The sequence below is a fragment of the Salipiger abyssi genome (genome assembly GCF_001975705.1).
GTDB classification, from domain to species: domain Bacteria; phylum Pseudomonadota; class Alphaproteobacteria; order Rhodobacterales; family Rhodobacteraceae; genus Salipiger; species Salipiger abyssi.
The window spans coordinates 316,054-331,405 of record NZ_CP015093.1; the positions used below are offsets into that span (position 1 = coordinate 316,054).

The 15,352-nt window shown below is 65.0% G+C and carries 18 protein-coding genes; 3 read left to right on the forward strand and 15 right to left on the reverse strand.

Annotated features, from left to right (window positions below; genetic code table 11):
• Positions 1-41: 41 nt before the first annotated feature.
• From Ga0080574_RS05175 to iscR, 12 genes are all read right to left on the reverse strand, one after another.
• The gene (locus Ga0080574_RS05175; protein ID WP_076695775.1) at positions 42-1,055 is read right to left on the reverse strand and encodes a methyltransferase; all 1,014 of its coding nucleotides are present in this window, start codon (positions 1,053-1,055) and stop codon (positions 42-44) included.
• Between the two features lie 104 nt (positions 1,056-1,159).
• A complete protein-coding gene (locus Ga0080574_RS05180) occupies positions 1,160-2,380 on the reverse strand; it encodes a cysteine desulfurase (protein WP_076695776.1) in 1,221 nt (406 codons plus the stop codon).
• Positions 2,380-2,961: a YIP1 family protein gene (locus Ga0080574_RS05185; RefSeq protein WP_076695777.1), complete on the reverse strand. Its 582-nt coding sequence runs from the start codon at positions 2,959-2,961 to the stop codon at positions 2,380-2,382. The genes Ga0080574_RS05180 and Ga0080574_RS05185 overlap by 1 nt, the downstream gene beginning before the upstream one ends.
• Entirely contained in the window at positions 2,958-3,446 is a 489-nt protein-coding gene (locus Ga0080574_RS05190) for a YIP1 family protein (protein WP_076695778.1), read from the reverse strand. Before Ga0080574_RS05190 ends, Ga0080574_RS05185 begins: the two co-directional genes overlap by 4 nt.
• Positions 3,446-4,723 carry a Fe-S cluster assembly protein SufD gene (sufD, locus tag Ga0080574_RS05195; protein ID WP_076695779.1) on the reverse strand — a complete coding sequence of 426 codons (1,278 nt, stop codon included), beginning with the start codon at positions 4,721-4,723 and terminating at the stop codon, positions 3,446-3,448. Before sufD ends, Ga0080574_RS05190 begins: the two co-directional genes overlap by 1 nt.
• Positions 4,723-5,478 carry a Fe-S cluster assembly ATPase SufC gene (sufC, locus tag Ga0080574_RS05200; protein WP_076695780.1) on the reverse strand — a complete coding sequence of 252 codons (756 nt, stop codon included), beginning with the start codon at positions 5,476-5,478 and terminating at the stop codon, positions 4,723-4,725. Before sufC ends, sufD begins: the two co-directional genes overlap by 1 nt.
• A gap of 23 nt (positions 5,479-5,501) precedes the next feature.
• Positions 5,502-6,104: a hypothetical protein gene (locus Ga0080574_RS05205; protein ID WP_380659366.1), complete on the reverse strand. Its 603-nt coding sequence runs from the start codon at positions 6,102-6,104 to the stop codon at positions 5,502-5,504.
• Complete coding sequence (locus Ga0080574_RS05210) at positions 6,101-6,415, reverse strand: heavy metal-binding domain-containing protein (RefSeq protein WP_076695781.1); 315 nt, start codon at positions 6,413-6,415, stop codon at positions 6,101-6,103. The genes Ga0080574_RS05205 and Ga0080574_RS05210 overlap by 4 nt, the downstream gene beginning before the upstream one ends.
• A 37-nt stretch (positions 6,416-6,452) precedes the next feature.
• Positions 6,453-6,647 carry a hypothetical protein gene (locus Ga0080574_RS05215; RefSeq protein WP_076695782.1) on the reverse strand — a complete coding sequence of 65 codons (195 nt, stop codon included), beginning with the start codon at positions 6,645-6,647 and terminating at the stop codon, positions 6,453-6,455.
• A gap of 45 nt (positions 6,648-6,692) precedes the next feature.
• Positions 6,693-8,225 carry a Fe-S cluster assembly protein SufB gene (gene sufB, locus Ga0080574_RS05220; protein WP_076695783.1) on the reverse strand — a complete coding sequence of 511 codons (1,533 nt, stop codon included), beginning with the start codon at positions 8,223-8,225 and terminating at the stop codon, positions 6,693-6,695.
• Between the two features lie 245 nt (positions 8,226-8,470).
• On the reverse strand, positions 8,471-9,514 hold the full coding sequence (locus tag Ga0080574_RS05225) for a cysteine desulfurase family protein (protein ID WP_076705697.1): 1,044 nt from the start codon (positions 9,512-9,514) through the stop codon (positions 8,471-8,473).
• Positions 9,515-9,589: 75 nt separating this feature from the next.
• The gene (gene iscR / locus Ga0080574_RS05230) at positions 9,590-10,051 is read right to left on the reverse strand and encodes a Fe-S cluster assembly transcriptional regulator IscR (protein ID WP_076695784.1); all 462 of its coding nucleotides are present in this window, start codon (positions 10,049-10,051) and stop codon (positions 9,590-9,592) included.
• 168 nt (positions 10,052-10,219) lie between these two features.
• Between iscR and Ga0080574_RS05235 the strand changes: the two genes are divergently transcribed.
• Entirely contained in the window at positions 10,220-10,873 is a 654-nt protein-coding gene (locus Ga0080574_RS05235; RefSeq protein ID WP_076695785.1) for an alpha/beta hydrolase, read from the forward strand.
• Between the two features lie 10 nt (positions 10,874-10,883).
• Here Ga0080574_RS05235 and Ga0080574_RS05240 read toward each other — a convergent pair whose 3' ends face one another.
• Positions 10,884-12,059 (reverse strand): T6SS phospholipase effector Tle1-like catalytic domain-containing protein, encoded by a 1,176-nt coding sequence (locus Ga0080574_RS05240; protein ID WP_076695786.1) that lies wholly within the window; start codon positions 12,057-12,059, stop codon positions 10,884-10,886.
• A gap of 176 nt (positions 12,060-12,235) precedes the next feature.
• Here Ga0080574_RS05240 and Ga0080574_RS05245 point away from each other — a divergent pair, with 176 nt between their 5' ends.
• Entirely contained in the window at positions 12,236-12,478 is a 243-nt protein-coding gene (locus tag Ga0080574_RS05245) for a hypothetical protein (protein ID WP_076695787.1), read from the forward strand.
• Positions 12,475-13,050, forward strand: a complete 576-nt coding sequence (locus Ga0080574_RS05250) for an HD domain-containing protein (protein WP_076695789.1) — start codon at positions 12,475-12,477, stop codon at positions 13,048-13,050. The genes Ga0080574_RS05245 and Ga0080574_RS05250 overlap by 4 nt, the downstream gene beginning before the upstream one ends.
• A gap of 62 nt (positions 13,051-13,112) precedes the next feature.
• Here the strand turns inward: Ga0080574_RS05250 and lpdA are convergent, their stop codons facing one another.
• Entirely contained in the window at positions 13,113-14,507 is a 1,395-nt protein-coding gene (lpdA, locus tag Ga0080574_RS05255; RefSeq protein ID WP_076695791.1) for a dihydrolipoyl dehydrogenase, read from the reverse strand.
• Between the two features lie 179 nt (positions 14,508-14,686).
• Positions 14,687-15,268, reverse strand: coding sequence for a DUF924 family protein (locus Ga0080574_RS05260; protein ID WP_076695793.1), 582 nt, complete (start codon positions 15,266-15,268; stop codon positions 14,687-14,689).
• Positions 15,269-15,352 lie beyond the last annotated feature (84 nt).

A 15,352-nucleotide genomic window follows, 5' to 3' on the forward strand; every position in this document is an offset into this window, starting at 1 on the left:
GCCCGCAATCGGAATTCTCGCTTGCGGGCGCTTTCGCAACCCTACTCGGGGCGCGTCGCCACGGCGAGCATGGTCATCTCGGGAATCATCGGATCGACGCTCACATCGGTGAAGCCCAGCGATGTCAGCTCGGAGGCCAGACCCTCCGCATCGACCGAGCGCGCCTCGGGGGTGAAGGCGGTGTGCTGGAGCTGCCAGAGCGCCGCGAGCGCCGGGCCGCTGCGGTCGGCATGGACCATGAAATCATGGATCAGAAGCTTGCCACCCGGCGCAAGACAGTCGAAGGCGCGCTTCATCAGCCCTTCATGCGTATCGCCCGGCACGCCCGAGAACAGGTAGGACATCAGGATCACATCCTGCCCGCCCGGCCATTCGGTCTCCAGCGCGTTGCCGTCGATATAGGAGATCCGGTCGGAGAGCTCCGCCTTCTCCACATAGCTGCGCCCCAGCGCCGCGACATTGGGGAAATCGACAATGGTGGCCGAGAGCTCTGGGAAGGCCCGGCAGAAGGTGATCGCATAGGCCCCCGTGCCGCCGCCCACGTCGAGCAGCTTTTTCGCACCCGAAAGATCCACCCGCCGGGTCATCTGCCGGGCCGGACCGTGCGAGCCGGCGTGCTGGCTTTCGGAGTAAAGCCGGGCCTCTTCGGGATCCGAGAACCACTGTTCGTAAGACGCGGTGGCGCCCTCGTCGAGATCGCCCGAAACGGCGGCGCCCAGCTGGCCCATGAGCCCGTACATCTGCTTGCCGACCTGAAGCCGGATATAGTCGCCGAAATCGTATTTCGCGCCCTTGACCAGAAAGGCCTCGGCGGCGGGAGAGTTGGCAAAGCGCCCCTCCGCCACATCGACGAGCCCCAGCCCTGCCAGCGCGGTCAGCAGCGTCTCCGCGCGGTCACGGTGCAGGCCGCTCTTGGCAGCGATCTCGTCGGCGGTCAGGGGGCCGTCGGCGAGATGGGTGAAGACCCCGTGATCAAGCGCCGTGAACAGCGCCTGCGATCCCATGAATCCAAAGGCAATTTGCGAGATTTCGTCGGCTTCCGTCAGCGGACCCATACATCTTCTCCATGTGGTGAATGTTGTAGGGGAGGCTAACAGGCGCGAGTCGAGAGTCCAGCCGACAGGCGGAAACCGACAGGGAAATGTCGGTTTCCGACAGGTTAGGCAAAAAGTTCGTGCGCCAGTTCGAGCGCGTCGATCAAAGCATCGACCTCTTGCTCGGTATTGTAGAGGCCGAATGAGGCCCGGCAGGTGGCCGAAACGCCCAGGTGATCCATCAGCGGGCCGGCGCAGTGATGGCCGGCGCGCACCGCGACGCCCTTCTTGTCGAGGATGGTCGAGATGTCATGCGCATGCGCCGCGCCCTCCAGCGTGAAGGAGAAGATCGCCGCCTTTCCCGGCGCATGCCCCTGCACCTGGAGCCAGTTGAGCCCCTCCATCCGCGCCTTGGCGTAAGCGGCAACGCTGGCCTCATGCGCGGCGATGTTCTCCATGCCGAGATCCATGAGATAGTCGAGTGCCACGCCCAGACCGATCTGCTGCACGATGCCCGGCGTGCCGGCCTCGAACTTCATCGGCGGATCGGCATAGGTGACGCTGTCCTTGTGAACCTCGCGGATCATGTCGCCGCCGCCCATGAAGGGCCGCATCTCGTCCATGCGCTCCTTGCGGATCCAGATCGCGCCGGAGCCCGACGGGCCGTAGAGCTTGTGCCCGGTGATGGCATAGAAATCGCAGCCGATCTCCTCGACATTCACCGGCATGTGCACCGCACTTTGCGATCCGTCGATCAGCACCGCCACGCCGCGTTGGCGCGCCGCAGCACAGATGGTTTTCACATCGACGACCGTACCCAGCACGTTCGACAGATGGGTGATGGCGATAAGCTTGGTCTTCGGGCCGATGGCGTCGATCACCTGTTGCGGGTCAAGCGCGCCGGTGGCGTCCACATCGACCCATTTGATCACCACCCCCTGCCGTTCGCGCAGGAAATGCCAGGGCACCACATTGGCATGATGCTCCATCACCGACAGGATGATCTCGTCTCCCGGCTCGAGCCGGGGCATCGCCCAGCTATAGGCCACGAGGTTGATCCCCTCGGTGGTGCCGGAGGTAAAGACCACCTCCTCCTCGTCCCTGGCACCGAGAAAGCGCGCCACGGTGCCGCGCACCGCCTCGTATTTCTCGGTTGCGAGGTTGGAGAGGAAATGCAGCCCCCGATGCACGTTGGCATATTCCTCGGCATAGCCGCGCGTCACCGCGTCGATCACGACCTGCGGTTTCTGCGCCGAGGCGCCGTTGTCGAGATAGACCAGCGGCTTGCCGTTCACCTCGCGTGAGAGGATCGGAAAATCGCGGCGGATTTCGGATACATCGTACATCAGATGGACATCCCGTTCGGTGTGACCCCGAGAAGGGTAAAGACAAAGCTCAGCGCAAACACAAGGGCGACAGAGCCGAGGACCAGCAGCATCAGCGCCTTGCCCAGACTTTCGAACCCGTGCGCGACATCGAGAAAATTGATCATGATCCAGATCCCGGCGATCAGCGCCGCGATCACGAGAAGCGAGGCCAGCGCGCCGGAGACCGCCGCCGCCAGCGCCACGGCGACCTGCCCCAGCGCCCGCAGCGCCTGAAGCCAGATCAGCAGCAGCGCGATATCCTCCGCCCTGCCCTGCCCGCCCAGGATCCGGCCCAGCCAGGTCATGAACAGGATCGAGGCGGTCAGCATCGCTGCCAGCAGCGCCGCGATCACCCCGGGCGAGATCAGAAACGGCAGCGCCGCGCCCGGCAGGCCGCTCGCCTGGATGAGCCCGACGACCAGCGCGTTCAGCACCACGACCAGCGCCAGCGCGGTCAGCAGCGCCTCATGGCCGAGCCGCAGCGAGAGCAGCAGCTTCGCCACGTCGCGCGGCGCCACCAGCGTCTGCCAGGCGAGCCGGAGAAACCCCGCCGCCGTCATGCCGCCGGCGCCTTCTGCGCGGCACGCATGCCGCTCAGCCAGAACCACAGGAAGACCGCGAACCAGATCAGCCCGACGAGTGTGAGCTGCGGCCCGGCGCCCATGAACCCGGCGACCAGCCCGTTCAGCAGCACCAGCGGCGAGGCCGCCAGCAGCGCCCAGAACAGCGCCAGCCGCGCGCCATAGCCGCTGCCCTTGCCGCCAAAGAGCTTGGCGACGATCTGCGCGACAAAGGCGAGCAGGTAGAACAGCAGCGGCGCGATCACCAGCCAGGCCAGCAGCGCGCCGCCCAGCAGCGGGTTCAGCTCAATCTCCTGCATATGCGCCTGACGCGCCAGCGCGGGCATCTGCGCGACGAAGAACAGCGCGCAGGCCGCCATGACCAGCACCAGCGCCCGGTCCTCGCGCGGACCCTGCGAGAGCAGGCGCGCGACGACCGCGCCCGGCCCCCGATAGGTGGCCAGGATCTCGCGCGAGAGCGACATCAGCCGCGCCGCCGGGCCAGCCAGCCCTCGACGCGGGCGACGATCTCGTCCTGAAGGCGCTCGTCCTCGATCTCCTGCACCGCCTCGGCGATGAAGGCGATGGTCAGAAGGTCTTCGGCGGCACCGCGCGGCAGGCCGCGGGCACGCAGGTAGAAGAGCCCTTCCTCGTCAATCGCGCCCGAGGTGGAGCCGTGTGAACAGGCGACATCGTCGGCATAGATCTCAAGCTCGGGCTTGGCGAGGAACTGACTGTCGCCGTCCAGCAGCAGCGATTGCGAGATCTGGTAACCGTCGGTCTGCTGGGCGCCGGGCTTGACCAGGATCTTGCCCTGGAACACGCCGGTCGCGCCGTTGCGCAGCACCTTCTTGAACACTTGACGGCTTTCGCAATTCACCGCGTCATGGGTGATGAACACCGTGTCGTCATGGTGGAAATCGCCATCGCCCATGCAGGCGCCGGCGACATGCGCCACCGCGTCGTCGCCGGTCAGCTCGACCACGCATTCGTTGCGGGTCATCACGCCATTGGCGGTGAGCGTGAAGGTCTTGAAGGTGCTCTCGGTGCCGAGCCGCGCAAAGATATGCGTGGCGGCCTGGCGCTCGTGATCGCGGCCCTGGGCGCGGACATGGTGGAACCCGCCCCGGTCGGCCACATCGACCTCCATCACCTTGTTGAACCGCGCCGCCGCCGGGCCGTTCTCCAGAATGGTGACCTCGGCGCCCTCCTCGACCTTCACCACATGGTGCAGCGTCGCGTCGGAGGTCTCGGAGCGGTGGTAATAGACCAGGCTGATCGGCTTCTCGACCTTGCCGGTCACCCGCATCAGCAGCCCGTCGCTGGCAAAGGCGGTGTTCAGCGCCGCCAGCGGCCGCTCCACCGGGCTCTGCCCCGCCTCTTCGAGCTTGCCGTAAAGATCCTGCGCCCAGTGGATATCGGCGCCGTCGGAGAGACGGGCGAATTCCACGCCCTCAAGCTCCAGCGCATCCGAGGCCTCCGGGTCGAAGACACCGTCGACAAAGACGATCTTGAGTCGGTCGACATTGCCGAAAAACGGCCCCTCATCGGCATCGAACACCGCCGCCGGCGCCGGTTCCGGCGCGTTGAGGCTGTGCGGACGGGTGAATTTCCAGTATTCGTCGCGCGCACCGGGCAGCCCCATGGCACGCAGCCGCGCCAGCGCGGCCTTGCGCGCCGGCACCGACCAGCCCGTCTCGGGCATGCTCAGCGTGGCGAGCCGCGCCTCGGTGGCGTCGATCTTGGGTTGCGGAAGTGCCATTACGCCTGCTCCTCGATCAGATGCGCGTAGCCCTCGTTTTCGACTTCGAGCGCCAGCTCGGGGCCGCCGGTCTTGATGATGCGGCCATTCGACATGATGTGCACCACGTCCGGTTTGATGTGGTCGAGCAGGCGCTGGTAGTGGGTGATCACCAGAAAGCCCCGACCCTCCGAGCGAAGCGCATTCACACCGTCGGCCACCAGCCGCATGGCATCGACGTCGAGACCCGAGTCGGTCTCGTCGAGGATGCACATCTTGGGCTCCAGCATCGCCATCTGGAGGATCTCGTTGCGCTTCTTCTCACCGCCGGAAAAGCCGACATTGACCGGGCGCTTCAGCATCTCGGCGTCGATCTGGAGGCTTTTCGCCTTTTCGCGCACCAGCTTGAGGAACTCGGTGGAGGACATCTCCTCCTCGCCGCGCGCCTTGCGCTGAGAGTTCACCGCGGTGCGCAGGAAGGTCATGTTGCCGACGCCGGGGATCTCCACCGGGTACTGGAAGGCCAGGAACAGGCCGGCGGCGGCACGTTCCTCGGGGTCCATGTCGAGCAGGTCCTTGCCGTCGAGCGTCGCTTCGCCGCCGGTGACCTCATAGCCCTCCTTGCCGGAGAGCACATAGGACAGCGTCGACTTGCCCGAGCCGTTCGGGCCCATGATCGCATGCACCTTGCCCGCCTCGACGGTCAGGTCCACACCCTTGAGGATCTGCTTGTCCTCTTCTTCAAGTTTCACTTGCAGGTTTTTGATTTCCAGCATCTTTTTCTCTCCTCACGGGCCGCTCAGGGCCGCATGGTCAATTGCATGATCCGCAGCAGCCGATGCGCCGGCACGGGCTGCGGGGCGATGTCGAACCGGGCCATGCGCCCGGTCAGTTGCGGGGTGCCGAGGAATTCCTCGACCTTGTGATATTGCCTGCGCTGCTCGTAATCGTCGAAGAGCAGCACCAGCGGCTTTTCGGTCAGAAAGGCGGTGGCCAGCGCACAGCCCTCGCGGAACCGCCCGTCGACCAGCACCAGATCGGGCTGGCGGAACTCGGGCAGGCTCCAGACCTCCAGCGGATAGCGCGGCCAGCGCCGCCATTCGCGCTCGTCGACGGGCCGCCCCCATTCCTTGGTGGGGCCGATATCCGACCAGATCACATCCACCTCTGTGCCCGCGACAGGCGGGTTCTCGTCGAACCAGCGGCGCATCATCTGCGCCCAGTCGCGGTCGCTCTCGACGGAAAACACCGTCTTTCCGGGCTGTTCCGAGGCATGGACCGTCGAGCCGCCGGAGCCGTATTCGAGGATGACCTCGGCACGCCCGTAGAGATCGCGCAAGAGCGCGGCCTCGGCCTCGGGCATGGTCAGCTCGGGGCGCGATATGGGCGCCGCGCCGGTCACGCGATCACCACCGCCGTTCCGGAGGCGGAGACCATCAGCATCGAGTTGCCGACCACCTCGTAATCGAGATCGACGCCGACCACCGCGTTGGCACCGAGCGCGGCGGCGCGCTGCTCAAGCTCGCGCAGCGCGGTCTCGCGGCCTTCCTGAAGCTTGCTCTCATAGGCGCCCGAACGGCCGCCGATGATATCGGTGACCTGCGCAAAGAGATCGCGCACCACATTGGCGCCCATGATCGCCTCGCCCACCACGATGCCCTTGTAGGCGGTGATGGAATGGCCCTCAATCGTATTGGTCGTGGTGACGATCATGCTTTTCTCCCAGGGGTTTGCCACGCGTTCCTCAGGTTCAGCCGGTGAAATACTTCATCGCCATCATGACGATCATGGCGAGCCCCGCCGCAGCGCTCGCGGTGACGAAGACCGAGCCGGCGAGAAGCCCGTCGGTCTTGCCCTTGCGCTTGCGCATGCCGAGCCCGATGAGCACGCCGATAAACACACCGACGCCGGTGCCGAGCGATTGCAGTGCCAGCTGCTGGATCATAGCGTTTCCCCGCGTAGGGTGGGCAATCCTGCCCACCGCCGCCCGTCAGCCCACCGAGCCTTCGAGCGAGATCGCAACCAGCTGCTGCGCTTCCATGGCGAATTCCATCGGCAGCGCCTGAAGCACCTCCTTGGCAAAGCCGTTGACGATCAGCGCCACGGCCTCCTCCTCGTCCATACCGCGCTGGCGGCAGTAGAAGAGCTGCTCGTCATCCACCTTGGAGGTCGTCGCCTCGTGCTCGCAGCGCGAGGAATTGTTCTTCACCTCGATATAGGGCACCGTGTGCGCGCCGCATTTGTCGCCGATCAAAAGGCTGTCGCACTGGGTGTAGTTGCGCGAGTTCTTGGCCTTCGGGTGCATCGAGACAAGCCCGCGATAGGTGTTCTGCGCCACCCCCGCCGAGATCCCCTTGGAGACGATCCGCGACTTGGTGTTCTTGCCCAGATGGGTCATCTTGGTGCCGGTATCGGCCTGCTGGTGGTTGTTGGCGATGGCGATGGAATAGAACTCGCCCTGGCTGTCGTCGCCGCGCAGCAGGCAGGACGGGTATTTCCACGTCACCGCCGAGCCGGTCTCGACCTGCGTCCACATCACCTTGGCCCGGTCGCCACGGCAATCGGCGCGCTTGGTGACGAAGTTGTAGATGCCGCCCTTGCCGTTCTCGTCGCCCGGGAACCAGTTCTGCACGGTGGAATATTTCACCTCCGCGTCTTCCTCGATGACGATCTCGACCACGGCGGCATGCAGCTGCGCGGTGTCGCGCTGCGGCGCGGTGCAGCCTTCGAGATAGCTGACATAGCTGCCCTTATCGGCGATGATCAGCGTGCGCTCGAACTGGCCGGTGTTTTCCGCGTTGATGCGGAAATAGGTCGACAGCTCCATCGGGCAGCGCACGCCCGGCGGCACGTAGACAAAGGAGCCGTCGGAGAACACCGCAGAGTTCAGCGTCGCGTAGAAATTGTCCGAGACCGGCACCACGGAGCCGAGATATTTCTTCACCAGCTCCGGATACTCGCGGATCGCCTCGGAGATCGAGCAGAAGATCACCCCTGCCGCCTCCAGCTCCTTCTGGAAGGTGGTGCCGACGGAGACGCTGTCGAACACCGCATCGACGGCAACCTTGCGGTCGCTCTCTTTCGCCTCTGCCGGGGCCGCCTCGGCGCCCTCGACACCGGCGAGGATCATCTGTTCCTTCAGCGGGATGCCCAGCTTTTCATAGGTGGCGAGCAGCTTGGGATCGACCTCGTCGAGCGATTTCGGCTTTTCCGCCATGCTCTTGGGGCGGGCGTAATAATACTGCTCCTGAAAGTCGATCTCGGGATAGGTGACCATCGCCCAGGTGGGCTCTTTCATATTGGTCCAGCGCTCATAGGCCTTGAGCCGCCATTCGGTCATCCACTCCGGCTCGCCGTTCTTTTCCGAGATCAGGCGCACGATGTCGGGATTGATGCCCTTGGGGGCATATTCCATCTCGATATCCGTGTCCCAGCCGTATTTGTAGGTCGAGACGGCCTCGACCGCATCCACGGTTTCCTTCTCCACCCCTTCCTTGACGGTCACGTTGTCGAAGGCTGCCATGTGCTCTCTCCTGTCATCGCACCGAAGGTGCGTCTCGTATCACAACACACCGAAGGTGCGTCTCATTGCAAAGCGCACCCAAGGTGCGTCTCATATCCATCGGCACCAGAGGTGCGTCTCATGCGTTCCGGCACCCGGGGTGCCTGCTGTTCCGCGGGCGGCGCCGGTGCCTCCGCCCCTGTCTCAAGCTGCATCTGCGATACAGCTTATCCGGCAAACCGGCGCCGGCGGCGCCTCTTATCCTGTCACGCATGCCGCGCGCGGTGTTTCTCGTACTGGCGCAGCCAGGCGTCGGCAAAGCGCATCACGTCCTCTTCCGTCACACCCGGCCCCAGGCTCACGCGGATTGCGCTGCGGGCGATGTCGTCGTCATGTCCCATCGCCTGCAACACCCGCGAGGGGCGCAGCTTGCCGCTGGAACAGGCCGAGCCCGCGCTGATCGCGAACCCCGCCAGATCCATCTGCATCACCTGCGTCTCTCCCTTCCAGCCCGGCAGGGCAAAACAGGAGGTATTCGGCAGGCGCGGCGCATCATTCCCGACAAAAATAGTCTCTTTTGCGCGCTCCGCAATGGCATTTTCTAGAATGTTTCTAAGTTTTTCCACCTCTGTCCAGTGGCCTTGCTCCAATTCGCGGATCGCCGCCTCTGCCGCGGCGGCAAACCCCGCTATTCCAAGGATATTTTCCGTCCCTGCCCGGCGCCCCATTTCCTGCCCGCCGCCCTTCAGCATGGCGTCGAGATCGGTGCCGCGCCGGATCACCAGCGCGCCGATTCCCTTCGGGCCGCCGAGCTTATGCGCCGAAACCAGCGCCGCCGTACAGCCCACCCAGTTGAAGGCAAAGGGGATCTTGCCGAAGGCCTGGGTCGCATCGACCACGGCGAGCCCCTGCGGCAGTGCCTGAATCACCCCGGTCTCGGAATTGGCCGCCTGCAACGCGGTCTCCTCCGGCACCGCGACCTGCACCTGCCCGTGCGCATCGACCGGCAGCACCGGATCGACCCAGGCCGCCAGCGCGTCATGCTCGACCCAGGCGCCCTTGAGCCCGCGCCCGGCACAGGCCAGCGCCGCCGCCTCGGTGGCGCCCGAGACAAAGATCACATCGGCCCCGTCCGCCCCCAACGCAGTGGCGACCTGCGCCCGGGCGCGCTCCATCAGCGCCTTGGCCGCACGGCCCTCCGCATGCACCGAGGACGGATTGCCCACCACGTCCATGGCGCCGATCATCGCCTCGCGCGCCTCGGGCCGCAGCGGCGCGGTGGCGTTCCAGTCGAGATAGCTCCGCCTCACCGCCATCTGCCTTTCATCTTTCCCATAAATACTCCGGGGTCCGGGGCAGCGCCCCGAATATCGCGGCGCCGGGCCTCAGGCGTCATCCACCACCGAGAACAGCGTGGGCACCGCCGGACAGGGCGCCAGCGAGTTGTCGACAACATCCGACAGGCGCGTCTGGTGCAGGAACACATAGACATGCGCCGAAAGGCTCTGCCACAACCGATTGCTCAGCGACTGCGCCCGGCTGCCCGAAGCGCCGCCGCTGGCGCCAGCCCCCTTGTGCATGGCGTTCACCGTCTCGTCGACGGCGGCAAGGATATCCACCACCCGGATCTCGGACGCCGGGCGCGCCAGCCGGTAACCGCCGCCCGGGCCGCGCACCGAGGCCACCAGCCCGGCCCGACGCAGCTTGACGAAGAGTTGCTCCAGATAGGGCAGCGACACGTCCTGCCGCTTCGAGATATCGCCCAGCGTCACAAGGTCGCCCTCGGGCTGGAGGGCGATATCCGCCAGTGCCACCATCGCATAGCGGCCTTTGGTACTCAATTTCACAACGCACCTCCCGGGCCCGCACAGCCCTGACGATTGACCTTGCCGGGGCGATTGCCTATCTGCAATTCAGCCCGCCCGGAGCCGCCTCCGGGTTTTAGAACCGTTCTAAGGTGCCTGAGAAGTTTCGTCAAGAAACCCCGGGTGCCCTTACAGGAGCCCACTGCACCGATGCCCGAGGTCATTTTCCCAGGACCCGAAGGCCGCCTCGAAGGCCGCTATCACCCCCAGAAAGAAAACGACGCACCGATCGCGATCATCCTGCACCCGCATCCGCAGTTTGGCGGAACGATGAACAACAAGGTCGTCTATAACCTTCACTACGCCTTTTACAATATGGGCTTTACGGTGCTGCGGTTCAATTTCCGCGGCGTCGGACGCAGCCAGGGCGAATACGACCAGGGCATCGGCGAGCTTTCCGATGCCGCCTCGGCGCTCGACTACCTCCAGTCGATGAACAACAATTCCAAGCATTGCTGGGTCGCGGGCTTCTCCTTCGGCGCCTGGATCGGCATGCAGCTGCTGATGCGGCGACCGGAGATCACCGGATTCGTCTCGGTCTCGCCGCCGGCGAACATGTACGATTTTTCGTTCCTCGCCCCCTGCCCCTCCTCGGGCCTGATCATCAACGGCACCGCCGACCGCGTGGCGCCGCCCGCCGATACCACGGCACTGGTGAACAAGCTCAAGGAGCAGAAAGGCATCACCATCACCCACGAAGAGGTCGAGGGCTCGGGGCATTTCTTCGAAGAGCCGCATATGGATACGATGATCGGCGGCGTGACCTCCTATGTGAAGCGCCGCCTCACCGAAACCTCGCGCTGAGCGCAGCGGTTCAGGACGTCTCCGCAGCGTCGTCTCGTGGCGGCGTCCGGTCCAGCGCATCGGCCAGGTGCATCAGCGGCTTCGGGCGATAGGCCGAGGGCGCGTGATGCCAGCGCTGCTGCGCCGGTTTCGAGACATCCCAGATATAGGGCGGCGCATAGGCGCCCACGCGGTCCAGCACATTGCGCCGCAACAGCCGGGCGACAAAGCCCGGCTTTTTCGTCTGATTGCAGAGCGGCGCCGAAAAGCACTCTTCGGCCACGCAGGCCTCCAGCTGCGCCGTATCAAAGCCCAGCCCCTGCTCCGCCGCGCCCTCCGCCACCCAGGCCAGCGCGATATTGGACAGGCCGACAATATCGCCGCCGCCGCCCACCGAACCGTGATCGCCCGGAAACCAGTGCTGGAGATAATAGCGCTTGCGGTCGGGATCGTCCTGATTGAGATCGCCGAGATTCTCCCAGATCGTCGGTGGGAAGGTCTTGCGCGTTTCGTCGATCGACACCGCGTGCCGCGCCGCCTTGACGCTGCTCGACAGCTTGAGATCGTGGAAGCCGTGGCTGCCGTTGAAGATCCGCGCGAGGATCCGGTAGTGGCCCGGCACGCCCATGGCGCCCACCGTGTCCCATACCCCCATATACGTGATGCTCAGCAGCGGCGGTCGCGCCATCCCCTGCGCCTCGCGCCAGTCCTGCTCTTCGGGGCTGGTGGCGAGATGCGGGCAGAACTCCGCCCGGAAGGCAAAGCTCTCCGGCGTGTCGGGCCGGGTCTCGGGCGCATCGTCGCGGTAGCGCTTCAGCGCCTCGCCCTCGCGATAGGCCTGATCGTGCCGCGGCAGGCCCGAGGCGCGGATCAGCCCCGCCAGCGAGCGCGCGGTAAAGGCGCCGCGCGAAAAGCCGAAGATGAAGATCTGGTCGCCCGGCTCGTATTGCTCTGCAATGAAGCGGTAGGCGGTCATGATATTGCGCGTCACGCCAGCGCCGAACACGCCGCCCCGGATCTTGTCCCAGGTCTTGGCAAAGCCGGTCATGCCAAAGCCCGTGCCGACCCCCGGGATGTATTTCGGCAGTTGCGTCACCCCGTCCCCGGCGGTCTGCCGGGTGGCACGGTGCAGCTTGTAGACATTGGTGGCAAAGGCCGCGTCTGGCCGGTTCCACGTTCCATCACAGAATATCGCGATGCGCTTCATGAAAATATCTCCTGAAAAATCGTCTGCCATACGGGTGTCAAACCGGACGACGCAACCACAGATAGCACAGTTCCGCAAACGAGTCCCGGCGGGACAAAACCCTACGCCGCATGCTTTCCTCCAGCCCGCCCATTCCGCTATGAGGGGTCAGGACCGAAAATGTGCGCGAGGGAACCATGTCGCTGACGCAGGAGCTGGCCGAGAAACTGGCCGAAGACACCTTCAAGGTGATGGACGCCACCGGCGACGACCGGTTTTTCATGGAGGTCGCCAAGGTGATCGGCGCCTCCTCGACCACGCTGGAAGAGGCCTATCTGACCGCGGTGCGCGTGCGTATGGCGGAACGCAGGGCGCGCGCCTTTCTGGTCGAACGGCTGAAACAGGTGCAGGCCGATGGCGCCGGGGGTGATCAGGCATGAGCGCGCGGCTCGATGCGCAGATGGCCTTTCTGATGGAGGCCGACCGGCTGAAGGCAATCACCCGCGCCACCCGCAATCACGACGGGCGCCGCGAGAACTCCGCCGAACACAGCTGGCATCTGGCGCTCTTTGCGCTGGTGCTGGAGGAGCACGCGCCGGAGCCGGTGGATATTCACCGGGTGATCCGGATGCTGCTGATCCACGATCTGGTGGAGATCGACGCCGGCGATGCGCCGATTTACGGCAAGACCGACGCCGCGGCGCAGGCCGCCGACGAACGCGCCGCGGCAGAGCGGCTCTTCGGCCTTTTGCCGCAGGCACAGGGCGCCGAGCTGCTAAAGCTCTGGGAGGAGTTCGAGGCGAACGAGACCCCGGATGCGCGGTTTGCGAAATCGCTCGACCGATTCCAGCCACCCAATCTGAACCTGCTGAATGGCGGCGGCAGCTGGACCGAGTACAACGTCACCCAGGATCTTTTCGAGAAACGCGTCGGCACCAAGGTCGCGCGCGGCGCCCCGGCGCTCTGGGCCTGGCTGCAACCGCGCGTCGCGGCGTTTTTCGGCAAGGCCTGAGCCCCGACCGGCGGCCCCGCCAAGATTTTTCGTACGAAAAATCTTGGCGCCCGTGTCAACGCTCAGTAGTGGATCGCCCGGCCCCAGGCGTCGAGCACGCTTTCATGCATCATCTCTGACAGGGTCGGGTGCGGGAAGACGGTGTTCATCAGGTCTTCCTCGGTGGTCTCGAGCTGACGGCCCACCACGTAGCCCTGAATGAGTTCGGTCACCTCGGCGCCCACCATATGCGCGCCAAGCAGCGCCCCGGTCTTGGCGTCGAACACGGTTTTCACCATGCCCTCCGGCTCGCCCAGAGCGATGGCCTTGCCGTTGCCGATGAAGGGGAAGCGGCCGACCTTGATGTCATAGCCTTTCTCCTTCGCCTGCGCCTCGGTAAGGCCGACGCTGGCCACCTGCGGGTGGCAATAGGTGCAGCCGGCGATGCTGTCGGGATCGACCGCATGCGGATGCCCGCCCGCGATCAGCTCGGCCACCATCACGCCCTCATGGCTCGCCTTGTGCGCCAGCCAGGGCGCGCCGGCGAGATCGCCGATGGCATAGACCCCCTCGACGCCGGTGCGGCAATATTTGTCGGTGACCACATGGGTGCGGTCGACCTTGATGCCCTGCTCTTCGAGCCCCAGGCCTTCGGTATTACCGACGATGCCCACGGCGGAGATCACCGTGTCGAACTCTTCGGTGGTGGTCTTGCCGCCCTGCTCGATATGCGCGGTCACCTTGCCCTGGCCGCGGTCGAGCTTTTTCACCATGGCCTTTTCGCGGATCTTCATGCCCTGCTTCTCGAACTGCTTCTTGGCGAATTTCGAGATCTCCTCGTCTTCCACCGGCAGGATGCGGTCCATCACCTCGACCACGGTCGTGTCGGCACCGAGCGTGTGGTAGAAGCTGGCGAATTCGATGCCGATAGCGCCGGAGCCGATCACCAGCAGCTTCTTGGGCATGCGCTTGGGCGCCAGCGCGGCCTTGTAGGTCCAGACCAGATCGCCATCCGCCTCCAGCCCCGGCAGTTCGCGGGCGCGGGCGCCAGTGGCCAGCACGATGGATTTGGCGGTCAGCTCCTCGGTGCCCTTGTCGGTTTTCACCGACACCTTGCCCTTGCCGGTGAGTTTCGCCTCGCCCATGATCGCCGTCACCTTGTTCTTCTTCAGAAGATGCGTGACGCCGGAATTGAGCTGCTTGGCCACCCCGCGCGAGCGCTTGACCACCGCGTCGAGATCGAAGCCGATCTTCTCCGCCGTCAGCCCGTATTCCTTGGCGCGGTGCATGTAATGGAAGATCTCGGAGCTGCGCAGCAGCGCCTTGGTGGGGATGCAGCCCCAGTTGAGGCAGATCCCGCCCATGTGTTCGCGCTCCACACAGGCCACTTTCAGCCCGAGCTGGGCGCCGCGGATCGCGGCCACATAGCCGCCGGGTCCGGCGCCGATCACGATCATGTCGAAGCTTTGCGAAGCCATGGCTCTCTCCGTCGAGTTAAATTAGTTTGGCATTAAACCATTTTCCGGAACGGTTCAACGGCAAGCAGGTTCCGGAGGCAGGTTTCCCTCCCCTCCCGACCTAGCGCTTCGGCGTGAAAAGGCCCGCGCGAATGTCTCCGCGCGGGCCTTTGTCAAAGAGATCAGCATCTTGGACGGGATCAGGCCGCCTCCGCCTGCAATTTGCGCAGGGTCGCGCCATAGCCGCCGGCATCCACATAGGCGCGTTCGGCGGCGGTGGAGGCCCGCTCCAGCGCGGCGTTGCGCGTCGGGAAGCGGCCGAAATCGCGGATCACCTCGCGATGGGCGCGGGCATGCAGCAGGTTGGGCGCGCCGGTCTCGGGCATGCGCTCCTTGACCAGCCGGATGCAGCGGTCCTGATCGCAAAGGTTTTCCGAATGCATCAGCGGCAGGTAGAAGAACTGCCGTGCCGGCTCGTCGATCTTGAGATCCCAGCCGCGCCAGATCGCCTGCTTGGCCGCGGCCAGCGCGATCTCGTCCGAGCCAAAGGCCCTGCCGTCGCCGCGGAACATGTTGCGCGGAAACTGGTCCATCAGGATGATATAGGCCAGAGCGCCGCTGGGATAGGTCAGCCACAGGCCGAAACGGCCCTCCATCGCCGCCTCCCAGGTCTCCATGAATTGCTCGCGGATGCGGGCGTCGAGCGCCTCATCCACCGCGTACCATTTGTCCCGCCCGACCTCGTCGAGCCAGAACGCCAGAATGTCTTCGGGCCCTTTCATGGCCTCATGCTCCTCTCACCGGTCCCACTCCGCGTGCGTCACAGGAAGGTTACAATCCCCCCCGAGACGAACAAAAGTAAAAAA

Coding starts and splice junctions, on each gene's coding strand:
- Ga0080574_RS05175 (WP_076695775.1), bottom strand. CDS start 1,055: ATGGGTCCGCTGACGGAAGCCGACGAAATCTCGCAAATTGCCTTTGGA.
- Ga0080574_RS05180 (WP_076695776.1), bottom strand. CDS start 2,380: ATGTACGATGTATCCGAAATCCGCCGCGATTTTCCGATCCTCTCACGC.
- Ga0080574_RS05185 (WP_076695777.1), bottom strand. CDS start 2,961: ATGACGGCGGCGGGGTTTCTCCGGCTCGCCTGGCAGACGCTGGTGGCG.
- Ga0080574_RS05190 (WP_076695778.1), bottom strand. CDS start 3,446: ATGTCGCTCTCGCGCGAGATCCTGGCCACCTATCGGGGGCCGGGCGCG.
- sufD (WP_076695779.1), bottom strand. CDS start 4,723: ATGGCACTTCCGCAACCCAAGATCGACGCCACCGAGGCGCGGCTCGCC.
- sufC (WP_076695780.1), bottom strand. CDS start 5,478: ATGCTGGAAATCAAAAACCTGCAAGTGAAACTTGAAGAAGAGGACAAG.
- Ga0080574_RS05210 (WP_076695781.1), bottom strand. CDS start 6,415: ATGATCGTCACCACGACCAATACGATTGAGGGCCATTCCATCACCGCC.
- Ga0080574_RS05215 (WP_076695782.1), bottom strand. CDS start 6,647: ATGATCCAGCAGCTGGCACTGCAATCGCTCGGCACCGGCGTCGGTGTG.
- sufB (WP_076695783.1), bottom strand. CDS start 8,225: ATGGCAGCCTTCGACAACGTGACCGTCAAGGAAGGGGTGGAGAAGGAA.
- Ga0080574_RS05235 (WP_076695785.1), top strand. CDS start 10,220: ATGCCCGAGGTCATTTTCCCAGGACCCGAAGGCCGCCTCGAAGGCCGC.
- Ga0080574_RS05240 (WP_076695786.1), bottom strand. CDS start 12,059: ATGAAGCGCATCGCGATATTCTGTGATGGAACGTGGAACCGGCCAGAC.
- Ga0080574_RS05245 (WP_076695787.1), top strand. CDS start 12,236: ATGTCGCTGACGCAGGAGCTGGCCGAGAAACTGGCCGAAGACACCTTC.
- Ga0080574_RS05250 (WP_076695789.1), top strand. CDS start 12,475: ATGAGCGCGCGGCTCGATGCGCAGATGGCCTTTCTGATGGAGGCCGAC.
- lpdA (WP_076695791.1), bottom strand. CDS start 14,507: ATGGCTTCGCAAAGCTTCGACATGATCGTGATCGGCGCCGGACCCGGC.
- Ga0080574_RS05260 (WP_076695793.1), bottom strand. CDS start 15,268: ATGAAAGGGCCCGAAGACATTCTGGCGTTCTGGCTCGACGAGGTCGGG.